The following is a 12,772-nucleotide window of genomic DNA, read 5'->3' as shown; positions in this document are numbered from 1 at the left end:
CCTTGCCGCTAAACCTGCGTCAGGCCTTGCAGCGCTTCGTAAGCCTGACGCACCGGGGCAAACGAACGCCGGTGAATCGGCGTCGGCCCGAGGCGTGACAGCGCTTCCAGATGAACGGGGGTCGGATAGCCTTTATGGCCGCCGATGCCGTAACCCGGGTAGATCAATTCGAACGCCGCCATCTCGCGGTCGCGGCTGACCTTGGCCAGAATCGATGCCGCTGCAATCGCCGGCACCTTGCCGTCGCCCTGCACCACCGCTTCGGAACGCATCGGCAGTTTCGGGCAGCGGTTGCCGTCGATCATCGCCAGTTTCGGCTGGATGTGCAGGCCAGCGACCGCGCGTTGCATCGCCAGCATGGTGGCGTGAAGGATGTTCAGCTCGTCGATTTCTTCGACCTCGGCGCGGGCGATGCACCAGCTGAGCGCCTTCTCGCAGATTTCATCGTAGAGCATTTCGCGCTTGGCTTCGGTGAGTTTTTTCGAGTCGTTCAGACCGAGAATCGGCCGGTTCGGATCGAGGATCACCGCTGCGGTGACGACCGCTCCGCACAACGGACCGCGACCGACTTCATCGACGCCGGCCACCAGCTCTTCGACTTCGGCGACCAGGGTGAAATCCAGGCCCATCTGCATGCTTGTCTTGCTCATCGTGTTTGCCCGATCAGGTTCAGAACGGCGTCAGCCGCCTGATTGGAAGCGTCCAGGCGCAGGGTGCGATGGATCTCGTCGAAGCCACGGGTCTGCTCTTCGCCACCGTCGATCAATGGCGACAGGGTCTGGGCAAGCGCCTCGACCGTCGCATCATCCTGCAACAATTCCGGCACCAGCAGTCGCTGGGCCAGCAGGTTCGGCAGGGAGACGTACGGACTCTTGACCATACGTTTGAGAATCCAGAACGTCAGCGGCGCAAGACGGTACGCCACGACCATCGGGCGCTTGTACAGCAGCGCTTCGAGGGTCGCTGTACCCGACGCGATCAGGACCGCATTGCACGCCGCCAGGGCCAGATGGGATTTGCCATCGAGCAGGGTCACTGGCAGATCGCGGCCAGCCAGCAATTCTTCAAGCTGGGCACGACGCTCGGGGCTGGCGCACGGGATGACGAAACGCACACCCGGGCGCATGGCCCGCAAGCGTTCGGCGGTATCAAGGAACAACGCACCCAGACGGCTGACTTCGCCGCCCCGGCTGCCAGGCATCAATGCCACCAGCGGACCGTCCGGCAGACCGAGTTCGGCCCGCGCAGCAGAGCGATCGGCCTCCAGTGGAATGGTGTCGGCCAGTGTATGGCCGACGAACCGCACCGGTACGCCCTTCTCTTCGTAGAATCTGGCTTCGAACGGCAGCAGCGTGAGCATCAGGTCGCAGCCTTCGCGGATCTTCAGCACCCGCTTCTGCCGCCACGCCCACACCGACGGGCTGACGTAGTGCACGGTCTTGATTCCGGCCTGACGCAGCTTGAGTTCGATATTGAGGTTGAAATCCGGTGCGTCGATGCCGATGAACACATCCGGTTTTTCAGCGATAAGCGTGGCGATCAGGTCTTTGCGGCGCTTGAGCAGTTCACGCAAGCGTCCCAGGACCTCCACCAGGCCCATGACCGACAGACGCTCCATCGGAAAATAGGAAGTCAGGCCTTCGGCCTGCATCAGCGGGCCACCGACACCGATGAACTCCACCGCAGGGTGCTGTGCCTTGAGGGCCCGCATGAGGCCTGCGCCCAGAATGTCACCGGAAGCCTCCCCCGCCACCAGCGCAATACGCAGATTGGCCATGGTCAGCGGGTGATGCCGCGGGTCGACGACTGGATGGAGTCACGAAACATCGCGACCTCCGGGAACTGGGCGGACGGCTCGGCCAGTTCGGCCAGCGCCTGCTCGACGGTCAGGCCCTGGCGATACACCGTTTTGTACGCACGTCGCAGCGCGTGAATGGCGTCTTCGCTGAAACCGCGACGACGCATGCCCTCGAAGTTCATGCTGCGCGCTTCGGCCGGGTTGCCGAATACGGTGACGAACGCCGGGACGTCCTTGCCGATCGCCGTACCCATGCCGGAAAAGCTGTGGGCACCAATGTGGCAGTACTGATGAACCAGGGTGAAACCGGACAGGATTGCCCAGTCATCAACGTGCACATGGCCGGCCAGCGCGGTGTTGTTGACCAGAATGCAGTGGTTGCCGATGACGCTGTCATGTCCAATGTGGGCATAGGCCATGATCAGGTTGTGATCACCCAGGGTCGTTTCGGAACGATCCTGAACGGTACCACGGTGAATCGTCACCCCTTCGCGAATGACGTTGTGGTCACCGATCACCAGACGGGTTTCTTCGCCCTTGTATTTCAGGTCCGGCGTATCTTCGCCTACCGAGGAAAACTGGTAGATGCGGTTGTGCTTGCCAATACGGGTCGGACCTTTGAGGATCACGTGTGGCCCGATGACCGTACCCTCGCCGATTTCCACACCTGCACCGATGATCGACCACGGGCCGACCTCGACGCCTTCAGCCAGGACGGCCGACGGATCGATGATTGCGCGAGGGTCAATCAAACTCATAGCTTGCGTTCCGCACAGATGATTTCAGCAGAGCAGACCGGTTTGCCGTCGACCGAAGCCTGGCATTCGAACTTCCAGATCTGACGCTTGCAGCTGATGAACTTGGCTTCGAGGATCAGCTGATCACCCGGCAGCACTGGCTGGCGGAAGCGCAGCTTGTCGGAGCCGACGAAGTAATAAAGGGTGCCATCGGCCGGTTTCACGTCAAGCATCTTGAAACCGAGGATCCCGGCAGCCTGAGCCATGGCTTCGATGATCAGCACGCCCGGCATGATCGGGTGCGCAGGGAAGTGACCATTGAAGAACGGTTCGTTGATGCTGACATTCTTGTAGGCGCGAATGCGCTTGCCTTCCGTATCCAGCTCCACTACCCGGTCCACCAGCAGGAACGGGTAACGGTGAGGCAGGTATTCGCGAATCTCGTTGATGTCCATCATTTCGGGGGGAAGCCTATGTAAAGATTGGGAGCGCGACTGACGCGCACTCCTCTAGCAAATCAAGGAGGCAGTCCAGAGGCTGTGCACACTTGATATGGAAATGGTATCAGCCTTCAGATGAAGCATTACCGTCGGGGGTCACTTCCCCGGACCGCTTTTCCAGCTGTTTCAAACGTCGCGCGATGTCATCGAGCTGACGAATACGGGCCGCGCTTTTGCGCCATTCGGCCGCGGGTTGCATAGCTGTGCCGGAAGAATAGGCACCCGGCTCGGTAATCGAGTGGGTCACCATGGTCATCCCGGTCAGGAATACGTTGTCGCAAATATCGATATGCCCTACCAGGCCAACACCCCCGGCGAGCATGCAGTGCTTGCCGATTTTGGTGCTGCCGGAAATCCCCACGCACGCGGCCATGGCGGTGTGGTCACCGACCTGCACGTTGTGGGCGATCTGAATCTGGTTGTCGAGCTTCACGCCATTGCCGATCACGGTATCGGCCAACGCACCGCGGTCGATGGCGGTATTCACGCCGATCTCCACATCGTCACCGATGGTCACGCCGCCGATCTGGGCGATCTTCTGCCAGACACCCTTCTCGTTGGCAAAACCGAAGCCTTCACCACCAAGTACGGCGCCGGACTGGATCACCACCCGCTTGCCGATCCGCACATCGTGATACAGCGTGACTCGCGGGGCCAGCCAGCCGCCCTCGCCGATTTCACTGCGCGCACCGACGACGCAATGCGCGCCGAGTGTCACGCCAGCACCGATTCGCGCACCCGCTTCGATCACCACGAAGGGACCAACACTGGCGCTCGGATCGACCACGGCGTCCTCGGCGATCACGGCAGTCGGATGAACGCCGGCAACAGCCTTGGGTTTCGGATCGAACAGATGGGAAATGCGTGCGTAAGCCAGGTAAGGATCCGGCACCACCAGCGCATTACCGGCATAACCTTCCGCGTCGGCAGCCTTGAGCAACAGGGCTGCGGCCTGCGAGCCAGCCAGGTATTTACGGTATTGGGGGTTTGCCAGAAAGCTCAACTGAGCTGGGCCAGCCTCCTGCAAGGTGGCTAGCCCAGTAATTTGCTTCTCGGGGTCGCCACTCAAGGTGGCGCCGAGGAACTCGGCCAACTGGCCGAGCTTGATAGTCACGGTCATGGGTTACTTCAGCTGATTCATGCGCTCGATAACCTGGCGCGTGATGTCGTACTGAGGTTTGACATCGATCACTGCGCCACGCTCGAACACCAGGTCAAAACCACCTTTCTTGATGACTTCTTCCACTGCGCTATCCAGTTTCGGCTTCAGTTGCTTGAGCATTTCACGGTCGGCAACAGCCTTGGCTTCGTTCAGCTCCTTGGACTGGAACTGGAAGTCACGAGCCTTTTGCTTGAACTCAAGCTCCAGACGCTCGCGCTCGCCCTGCTGCATCTTGTCGCCACCGGCCATCAGACGATCCTGAATGCCCTTGGCGCTGCTTTCCAGGGTCTTGAGTTTGGTCAGTTGCGGGCCGAACTTCTTCTCGGCGTCCACGGCGTATTTCTTGGCTGCGTCGGATTCCAGCAGGGCCATCTGATAGTTCAGAACGGCGATTTTCATGTCGGCAAATGCCGGGCCTGCCACCAGTACGGAGGCCAGGAGAACCAATTGAGTCAACTTACGCACGATGCACTCCTACAAAATCCATTGTCGTTGTCTTGGGTCAGACGCTTAGAACGTCTGGCCCAGGGAGAATTGGAACACTTGAGTTTCAGCTTCATCCGGTTTCTTGATCGGCATCGCCAGTGCAAAGCTCAGCGGGCCCAGTGCGGTGACCCAGGTCACACCGACACCGACGGAGCTGGCCATGTTGCTGAGGCTGATGTCGTTGCACTGAGTGGAAGAAGTCGAACCGACAGTCGCGTTGGTAGTCTTCTCGCACTTGGAGTCAAATACGTTACCCACGTCCCAGAATACCGAAGTACGCAGGGAACGCTGATCCTTGACGAATGGCAGCGGGAACAACACCTCGACACCACCCTGGATCAACACGTTGCCACCGAACGGCAGCGGATCCTGATCCGGGTCACGCAACGTACCGGCGTTACCGGTCACACCGGCGCCACGACTAGGGGTACTGCGTGGACCCAGCGTGCTGTCTTTAAAGCCACGAACCGAGTTGAAACCACCAGCATAGTAGTTTTCATAGAACGGCAAGCCGTCGGTCGAACCGTAACCATCGCCATAGCCCAGCTCGGTGTGCAGGCGCATGGTGTAGTTCTCGCTCAAAGGCTGGAACAACTGGCCACGGTAATCGAGCTTGAAGAACGACAGATCGCTGCCTGGAATGGTGGTTTCCAGGGTCAGGCTCTGGGAACGACCACGGGTTGGCAGCACACCCTTGTTCAGGGTCGACTCGGACCAGCCAGCCGAAGCCTTGAAGTTCAGGTAGTTGTCGCCTTCACGCTTAACGAAGTCGAAAATCTCGTCAACGGTGTACTGGCCGGTCTTGATCTTGTCCTGCTGAGCGGACAGACCGAAGGTCAGACGCGAAGTCTCGCTGATCGGGTAGCCCACGTTCACGCCGGCACCCAGGCTGTCTACCGCATAGCTCGCTACGTCGACGTCGAGGTCTTTGTAGTCGGTGGTGCGGTAGAACGCGTTGTAACCCAGGCTCACGCCATCGGCGGTCCAGTAGGGGTCAACGTAGCCGAAGTTGTAGCGGCTCTGGTATTCGCTGCGGGTCAGGCCGACGCTGACGCGGTTACCGGTACCGAGGAAGTTGTTCTGGGTGATCGAACCACCGAGGATCAGACCAGCACTCTGGGCGAAACCGACGCTGGCGGTGATCGAACCGGAAGCCTGCTCTTCAACGCTGTAGTTCACGTCAACCTGGTCATCGACACCTGGCACAGCCGGGGTCTCGACGTTGACTTCTTTAAAGAAGCCCAGACGCTCCAGACGGGTCTTGGACTGGTCGATCAGGTAGGTAGAAGCCCAGCCACCTTCCATCTGACGCATTTCACGGCGCAGCACTTCGTCCTCGGACTTGGTGTTGCCACGGAAGTTGATGCGGTTGACGTAGGCACGCTTGCCCGGATCGACAGCGAACAGGATATCGACGGTGTGATCTTCGTCGTGCGGTTGTGGCACGCCGTTGACGTTGGCGAAGGTGTAACCCTCGTTACCCAGACGACGGGTGATCAGTTCGGAAGTGGTGGTCATCAGCTTGCGCGAGAACACCTGACCTTTCTGCACCAGCAACAGCGACTTGACCTGGTCCTCAGGGACTTTCAGGTCACCGCTGAGCTTGACGTCACGAACGGTGTACTTCTCGCCTTCGTTGACGTTGACGGTGATGTAGACGTGCTTCTTGTCCGGGGTGATGGACACCTGGGTCGAAGCGATATCCATGTTGATATAGCCACGGTCCAGGTAGTAGGAACGCAGACGTTCCAGGTCACCGGACAGTTTTTCACGGGCATACTTGTCGTCGTTCTTGAAGAACGACAGCCAGTTGGTGGTTTTCAGTTCGAACAGGTCGGTCAGGTCTTCCTCGGGGAAAACCGTGTTGCCCACCACGTTGATGTGCTGAATGGCGGCGACGGTGCCTTCGTTGATCTTCACTTTCAGGCCGACGCGGTTGCGCGGCTGCGAGACCACTTCGGTATCGACGGTGGCCGAGTAACGACCTTGTGCAACGTATTGACGTTGCAGCTCGTTACGCACGCCTTCGAGGGTCGCACGCTGGAAGATCTCGCCTTCGGCCAGACCGGATTGCTTGAGGCCTTTCATCAGGTCCTCGGTGGAGATCGCCTTGTTGCCTTCGATCTCGATGCTGGCGACCGAGGGACGCTCGACGACCGTGATCACCAGAACGTTGCCTTCGCGGCCCAGCTGGATATCTTGAAAGAAACCGGTTTTGAACAGCGCACGAGTGGATTCCACCAGGCGACGGTCATCCGCCTGCTCGCCGACGTTCAACGGCAAGGCACCAAAGACGCTACCCGCGGAGACCCGCTGGAGGCCATTGACGCGAATATCAGAGATAGTGAAGGACTCGGCGTGAACTTCGGCGATCATCAATACGGTGAGAACCGCAGTTAGCAGCAGACGTTTCATGAAGTCCTTTCTTATTCCAACTGGCAATAAACAAACTGCCGCAAAATGCGGCAGATTCGCAATTCAGCGAAGCGTTACAGACGACCCAGATCGTTGACCAGAGCAAGCAACATCACCCCGACCACCAAGCTGATACCGATCTGTATCCCCCAACCTTGCACCCGATCCGACAAGGGACGACCACGCGCCCACTCGATCAGATAAAACAACAAATGCCCCCCATCCAGTACAGGAATGGGCAGCAAATTCAGAACCCCCAGGCTAATACTCAGATAAGCAAGGAAATTCAGGAAATCAGCGACGCCCGACTGGGCAGAAGCGCCCGCCACTTTAGCAATGGTTATCGGTCCACTCAAGTTTTTTACCGAGAGCTCGCCGAAGAGCATTTTCTTCAGTGAATCCAGCGTCAGAACGCTCATGGTCCAGGTACGACGGGCACCCTCGCCAATCGCCGCCAAAGGCCCGTAGCTGACCTCGCGGATCATTTCCGGCGGCCAGTCGACAGCCTTCACGCCCGCCCCAAGGTAACCGCTTGGCGACTTTTTATCGCCACGCGCAGCCAATGTCACAGGGACGTCGATTTGAACACCGTCGCGCTCGACGCGCAGCACGATTTTGGTATCAGGACGCGTACGAACGGTATCGACCACCTGCTGCCAGTCATCCAGCGCCTTGCCATCCAGTTTCAGCAGACGATCGCCGGTTTTCAGCCCGGCTGTCTGGGCCGGGCCTTTCGGATCAAGTTCGGCCAGCACCGGCGGCAATGCCGGGCGCCAAGGGCGAATGCCGAGGGAGCGAATCGGATCGGGCTCGTCGGCCCCCTTGAGCCATTTATCGAGTGCCAGTTCACGAGGCGTATCAGCCGTAGAGCCCTGCTCGCGCACCAGTACCTGCAAGGAACCGCTTTCGCCGAGACGTCGCACCAGCTGGAGGTTGACTGCAGCCCAGCCCGAGGTCGGCTCGCCGTCGATCGCGACAATTTCCTGACCAGCGCTCAGCCCCGCTGTCGCAGCGATGCTGCCGGACTCCACCGAACCGATAACCGGACGAATCTGCTCGCTGCCGAGCATCGCCAGCACCCAGAAGAACACCAGCGCCAGCAGAAAGTTAGCCACAGGGCCGGCCGCGACGATGGCGATCCGCTGACGAACAGACTTGCGATTGAATGACTGATGAAGCTGATCGGCCGGCACTTCGCCTTCGCGCTCGTCGAGCATCTTGACGTAGCCACCCAGCGGAATCGCGGCGACTACGAACTCGGTACCCTGCTTGTCGTGCCAGCGCAGCAGCGGCATGCCGAAGCCCACGGAGAAACGCAGAACCTTGACGCCACAGCGACGCGCGACCCAGAAGTGGCCGAATTCGTGAAAGGTGACCAGCACACCCAGAGCGATCAGGGTGCCGGCAATCATATAGAGCGCGCTCATCTACTTTCTCCGCAATCCTGTCCAGTGCCGCGTGAAGCCATGTGTTGCAAGACCTATCGGCCGTGACGACTCAACCATTGCCCGGCCAATGTCCGGGCGGTTGCATCAGCGGCGAACACCGCATCGAGATCATCCAGCGCCACCACAGGCTCGAGATTCAAGACTTCCTCGATGATACTCGCGATTTCCAGGTAGCGAACCCGTCCGTCGAGAAACGCGGCAACCGCCACTTCATTCGCCGCGTTGAGCATGGCCGGGGCACTGTTTCCCGCCTCGGCGGCCTGCCGCGCCAGGCGCAGGCACGGGAAACGCTCTTCGTCGGGAGCTTCGAAATCCAGGCGCGCCACAGCGAACAGATCCAGCGGCGCCACGCCCGAGTCAATGCGCTCTGGCCAGGCCAGGGCGTTGGCAATCGGCGTGCGCATATCGGGATTGCCCAACTGCGCCAGCACCGAACCATCCACGTAATCGACCAGCGAATGGATCACACTCTGTGGATGAATCACCACTTCGACTTGCGATGGCTTGGCATCGAACAACCAGCAGGCCTCGATCAGTTCGAGCCCCTTGTTCATCATGCTGGCCGAATCCACCGAGATCTTGCGCCCCATGGACCAGTTCGGGTGCGCACAGGCCTGATCCGGTGAAACATGCGCCAGTTCGGCCATCGGCGTCTGCCGGAAAGGACCACCGGAGGCCGTCAGCAAAATCCGACGGACCCCAACGTTACTCAGCCCGCGAGCAAAGTCCTGCGGCATGCACTGGAAAATCGCGTTGTGTTCGCTGTCGATCGGCAACAGGACCGAACCGCTCTTGCGCACCGCCTGCATGAACAAGGCGCCGGACATGACCAGCGCTTCCTTGTTGGCCAGAAGAATCTTCTTGCCCGCCTCGACTGCCGCGAGGGTCGGGCGCAGGCCGGCAGCGCCGACGATGGCGGCCATGACGGCATCCACCTCGGGTGCCGCAGCGACCTGACACAATCCTTCCTCGCCGACCAGCACCTGCGTCGGCAGACCCGCAGCTCGTAAATCGTCCTGCAGGTTGCGAGCGGCGCCGGCCTCCGGCACTACTGCATATTTAGGAAGATGACGGACACACAGGGCAAACAGTTCGCTCAGGCGGGTAAAACCGCTCAGGGCGAAAGCCTGATAACGCTCCGGATGCCGGGCGATGACGTCCAGAGTGCTCAGACCGATCGAACCGGTCGCCCCCAATACGGTTATCTGCTGCGGGCGACTCACGACGCCGCCATCCACAACAGCACCGCAAAGACCGGAATCGCCGCCGTCAGGCTGTCGATGCGATCCAGTACACCACCATGACCGGGCAGCAGGTTACTGCTGTCCTTGATGCCGGACTGGCGCTTGAACATGCTTTCGGTCAGATCGCCCACCACCGAGATGAAGACAATCACCGCCGCACCGATCAGGCCCTTGAACAGCTGCGCCACCGTCCAGTCACGGAACAGCGCGACCAGGGTGGTGATGACCAGGCTCAGCGCCAGACCGCCATACACGCCCTCCCAGCTTTTGCCGGGACTGACTTGCGGCGCCAGCTTGCGCTTGCCGAACGCACGACCGGAGAAGTACGCCCCGATATCAGCCCCCCAGACCAGCACCATCACCGCCATGATCAACCAGTTACCGAGCGGGTATTGCTTGATCAGCACCAACCCTTGCCAGGCAGGCAACAGAATCAGCAAACCGATTACCAGCTTGGCGGCGGCGCTGGACCAATGCTCACTGGAGCGCGGATACGTCAGCACCAGCCAGGTCGCCAGCACCCACCAGATCACCGACGCACCCAGCACCCATGGCGCCAGCCCCGGCAGGATGTACATGACGAACAGCATCAGCGCGACCACCGCCGCGTAGCCAACACGGAATGCCTGCGCGGTGAAGCCGGCCAGGCGTGCCCACTCCCAGGCACCCAGACTTACGACCAGCCCGATGAACAGGGCAAAACCGGACCCTTCGAGCAGGAAAAAACCACCCAGGGCGATCGGCAACAGAATCAGTGCAGTGATGATGCGTTGTTTAAGCATTAAACCCGGGCTCCAGCTTCGACCTGCTCGCTCGTTTTACCGAAGCGACGCTGGCGCAAAGCGAAATCGGCCAGCGCATTGCGCATGGCTTCGTGTTTGAAGTCCGGCCAGAACAGGTCGGAGAAGTACAACTCGGCGTACGCCAGCTGCCACAAGAGGAAGTTGCTGATGCGATGCTCGCCGCCGGTGCGGATGCACAAGTCGGGCAACGGCAGATCACCAGTGACCAGACAGGTCTGCAGCAGATCCGGGGTGATATCTTCCGGGCGCAAATGCCCGGCCTGAACCTCACGCGCCAGACGCTGCGCCGCTTGCGCAATGTCCCACTGACCGCCGTAGTTGGCAGCGATCTGCAGGATGAAACGGTTGGCACCGGCGGTCATCGCCTCAGCTTCACGCATCGCTGCCTGAAGCTCGGGATGAAACCGCGTGCGATCACCGATGATGCGCAGACTGATGTTGTTGTCGTTAAGGCGCTTTGCCTCACGACGCAACGCCTTGAAGAACAGATCCATCAAGGCACTGACCTCATCGGCCGGGCGCTGCCAGTTTTCACTGGAAAAAGCGAACAGGGTGAGCACCTCGACCTTGGCCTCGGCACACACCTCGATCACCGCCCGCACAGCGTCCACGCCCGCTTTATGCCCGGCAACACCTGGCATGAAGCGTTTTTTCGCCCAGCGATTGTTGCCATCCATGATGATCGCGACATGGCGCGGCACCGCGGACGGCGCAGTCTGCTTGGTCTTGTCCATTTAAAGCTCGACCCTTATACGGCCATCAGGTCTTTTTCTTTCTCGGCCAGCTTGGCGTCGATTTCAGCCACGAACTTCTTGGTCAGATCGTCGATCTCGCCGGCTGCGCGACGCTCTTCGTCTTCACTGATTTCCTTTTCCTTGACCAGATCCTTCAGGGAGCTGTTGGCATCGCGACGGATGTTGCGCACGGCAACACGAGCGTCTTCAGCCACATCACGCGCCTGCTTGGTGAAACCGCGACGGGTCTCTTCAGTCAGAGCCGGCATGCTGATCAGCAGCAACTCACCCAGGTTGGTCGGGTTCAGGTTCAGACCTGCACTGCCGATGGCCTTGTCCACGGCGCCCAGCATGTTGCGCTCGAACGCAACGACTTGCAGGGTACGGGCATCCTTGACGGTGATATTGGCCACTTGCTTGATCGGGGTATCAGCGCCGTAGTAAGGCACCATCACGCCTTCCAGGATGCTCGGGTGCGCCTGACCGGTGCGGATACGGCCGAAGTTGTGAGCCAGGGACTCAACGGACTTCGTCATGCGCTCTTTAGCGTCTTTCTTGATTTCGTTGATCATTGTTGGACTTCCTCGATCAGAGTGCCTTCGGCGCCACCATGCACGATGTTCAGCAGGGCGCCCGGCTTGTTCATGTTAAATACGCGCAGCGGCATCTTGTGATCGCGGCACAGGCAGATAGCCGTCAGATCCATTACACCCAGCTTGCGATCCAGCACTTCATCGTATGTCAGATGATCGAACTTCTCGGCATGCGGGTCTTTGAACGGGTCAGCGGTATAGACGCCATCGACCTTGGTCGCCTTGAGCACGACGTCCGCGTCGATTTCAATGGCGCGCAGGCAGGCTGCCGAATCCGTGGTAAAGAACGGATTGCCGGTACCGGCCGCGAAGATCACCACGTCCTTGGAGTTCAGGTGGCGCATGGCCTTGCGACGGTCATAGTGATCGGTCACACCGACCATGGAGATGGCCGACATCACGATGGCGGAGATATTGGCACGTTCCAGCGCATCGCGCATGGCCAAGGCGTTCATCACAGTGGCCAGCATGCCCATGTGGTCGCCCGTGACCCGATCCATGCCGGCCTTGCTCAGCGCTTCACCGCGGAACAGGTTGCCACCGCCGATCACCAGACCGACCTGAACGCCGATGCCGACCAACTGGCCGACTTCCAGCGCCATGCGATCCAGCACTTTCGGATCGATCCCGAACTCTTCCGAGCCCATCAGGGCCTCGCCGCTAAGCTTGAGTAGAATGCGTTTATAGCGAGCCTGATAACCACTGCCCTGCTGAGCCATTGCGAATCTCTCCTGCGGCGTATTTTAAAAATTCTTTGCGAGCTGTTTACAGCTGGCGTTCACTCTAGCTTGGCGCTGCTTCAGCGCCATCGGAACATGGCTTTGTAAGTCAGTTCCAAGGGGAAACCAATTA

At 59.8% G+C, this 12,772-nt stretch carries 13 protein-coding genes; all 13 read right to left on the bottom strand.

Going from position 1 to position 12,772, the window contains the following annotated elements; genetic code table 11:
- Positions 1 to 8: 8 nt before the first annotated feature.
- Positions 9 to 635 carry a ribonuclease HII gene (gene rnhB / locus ACEN93_RS22585; RefSeq protein ID WP_495611564.1) on the bottom strand — a complete coding sequence of 209 codons (627 nt, stop codon included), beginning with the start codon at positions 633 to 635 and terminating at the stop codon, positions 9 to 11.
- An 11-nt stretch (positions 636 to 646) separates the two neighbouring features.
- Positions 647 to 1,777, bottom strand: a complete 1,131-nt coding sequence (lpxB, locus tag ACEN93_RS22580; protein ID WP_039769681.1) for a lipid-A-disaccharide synthase — start codon at positions 1,775 to 1,777, stop codon at positions 647 to 649.
- Positions 1,778 to 1,779: 2 nt separating this feature from the next.
- Entirely contained in the window at positions 1,780 to 2,556 is a 777-nt protein-coding gene (gene lpxA / locus ACEN93_RS22575; protein ID WP_039769679.1) for an acyl-ACP--UDP-N-acetylglucosamine O-acyltransferase, read from the bottom strand.
- Positions 2,553 to 2,993: a 3-hydroxyacyl-ACP dehydratase FabZ gene (gene fabZ, locus ACEN93_RS22570; protein WP_003222142.1), complete on the bottom strand. Its 441-nt coding sequence runs from the start codon at positions 2,991 to 2,993 to the stop codon at positions 2,553 to 2,555. The genes lpxA and fabZ overlap by 4 nt, the downstream gene beginning before the upstream one ends.
- A gap of 106 nt (positions 2,994 to 3,099) precedes the next feature.
- Complete coding sequence (gene lpxD, locus ACEN93_RS22565; RefSeq protein ID WP_039769677.1) at positions 3,100 to 4,155, bottom strand: UDP-3-O-(3-hydroxymyristoyl)glucosamine N-acyltransferase; 1,056 nt, start codon at positions 4,153 to 4,155, stop codon at positions 3,100 to 3,102.
- A gap of 3 nt (positions 4,156 to 4,158) precedes the next feature.
- On the bottom strand, positions 4,159 to 4,662 hold the full coding sequence (locus ACEN93_RS22560; RefSeq protein ID WP_003222140.1) for an OmpH/Skp family outer membrane protein: 504 nt from the start codon (positions 4,660 to 4,662) through the stop codon (positions 4,159 to 4,161).
- 45 nt (positions 4,663 to 4,707) lie between these two features.
- The gene (bamA, locus tag ACEN93_RS22555) at positions 4,708 to 7,098 is read right to left on the bottom strand and encodes an outer membrane protein assembly factor BamA (RefSeq protein WP_074691300.1); all 2,391 of its coding nucleotides are present in this window, start codon (positions 7,096 to 7,098) and stop codon (positions 4,708 to 4,710) included.
- Positions 7,099 to 7,172: 74 nt separating this feature from the next.
- Entirely contained in the window at positions 7,173 to 8,525 is a 1,353-nt protein-coding gene (gene rseP / locus ACEN93_RS22550; protein ID WP_495610519.1) for a sigma E protease regulator RseP, read from the bottom strand.
- Between the two features lie 53 nt (positions 8,526 to 8,578).
- Positions 8,579 to 9,769 carry a 1-deoxy-D-xylulose-5-phosphate reductoisomerase gene (gene ispC, locus ACEN93_RS22545; RefSeq protein WP_495610518.1) on the bottom strand — a complete coding sequence of 397 codons (1,191 nt, stop codon included), beginning with the start codon at positions 9,767 to 9,769 and terminating at the stop codon, positions 8,579 to 8,581.
- Positions 9,766 to 10,572: a phosphatidate cytidylyltransferase gene (locus tag ACEN93_RS22540; protein ID WP_039769669.1), complete on the bottom strand. Its 807-nt coding sequence runs from the start codon at positions 10,570 to 10,572 to the stop codon at positions 9,766 to 9,768. The genes ispC and ACEN93_RS22540 overlap by 4 nt, the downstream gene beginning before the upstream one ends.
- Positions 10,572 to 11,327 carry a polyprenyl diphosphate synthase gene (uppS, locus tag ACEN93_RS22535; protein WP_007954779.1) on the bottom strand — a complete coding sequence of 252 codons (756 nt, stop codon included), beginning with the start codon at positions 11,325 to 11,327 and terminating at the stop codon, positions 10,572 to 10,574. Before uppS ends, ACEN93_RS22540 begins: the two co-directional genes overlap by 1 nt.
- Before the next feature lie 14 nt (positions 11,328 to 11,341).
- Positions 11,342 to 11,899: a ribosome recycling factor gene (frr, locus tag ACEN93_RS22530; RefSeq protein WP_011332684.1), complete on the bottom strand. Its 558-nt coding sequence runs from the start codon at positions 11,897 to 11,899 to the stop codon at positions 11,342 to 11,344.
- The gene (pyrH, locus tag ACEN93_RS22525) at positions 11,896 to 12,639 is read right to left on the bottom strand and encodes a UMP kinase (protein WP_011332683.1); all 744 of its coding nucleotides are present in this window, start codon (positions 12,637 to 12,639) and stop codon (positions 11,896 to 11,898) included. The genes frr and pyrH overlap by 4 nt, the downstream gene beginning before the upstream one ends.
- Positions 12,640 to 12,772: the final 133 nt, after the last annotated feature.

Source organism: Pseudomonas sp. Pseusp21 (assembly GCF_059492145.1).
This window is presented reverse-complemented; position numbering and strand designations above follow the sequence as displayed.

What these genes read in the sequence shown, in the direction of transcription:
- rnhB (WP_495611564.1), bottom strand. Translation starts at nt 635, where the DNA reads ATGCAGATGGGCCTGGATTTCACCCTGGTCGCCGAAGTCGAAGAGCTG.
- lpxB (WP_039769681.1), bottom strand. Translation starts at nt 1,777, where the DNA reads ATGGCCAATCTGCGTATTGCGCTGGTGGCGGGGGAGGCTTCCGGTGAC.
- lpxA (WP_039769679.1), bottom strand. Translation starts at nt 2,556, where the DNA reads ATGAGTTTGATTGACCCTCGCGCAATCATCGATCCGTCGGCCGTCCTG.
- fabZ (WP_003222142.1), bottom strand. Translation starts at nt 2,993, where the DNA reads ATGATGGACATCAACGAGATTCGCGAATACCTGCCTCACCGTTACCCG.
- lpxD (WP_039769677.1), bottom strand. Translation starts at nt 4,155, where the DNA reads ATGACCGTGACTATCAAGCTCGGCCAGTTGGCCGAGTTCCTCGGCGCC.
- bamA (WP_074691300.1), bottom strand. Translation starts at nt 7,098, where the DNA reads ATGAAACGTCTGCTGCTAACTGCGGTTCTCACCGTATTGATGATCGCC.
- rseP (WP_495610519.1), bottom strand. Translation starts at nt 8,525, where the DNA reads ATGAGCGCGCTCTATATGATTGCCGGCACCCTGATCGCTCTGGGTGTG.
- ACEN93_RS22540 (WP_039769669.1), bottom strand. Translation starts at nt 10,572, where the DNA reads ATGCTTAAACAACGCATCATCACTGCACTGATTCTGTTGCCGATCGCC.
- uppS (WP_007954779.1), bottom strand. Translation starts at nt 11,327, where the DNA reads ATGGACAAGACCAAGCAGACTGCGCCGTCCGCGGTGCCGCGCCATGTC.
- frr (WP_011332684.1), bottom strand. Translation starts at nt 11,899, where the DNA reads ATGATCAACGAAATCAAGAAAGACGCTAAAGAGCGCATGACGAAGTCC.
- pyrH (WP_011332683.1), bottom strand. Translation starts at nt 12,639, where the DNA reads ATGGCTCAGCAGGGCAGTGGTTATCAGGCTCGCTATAAACGCATTCTA.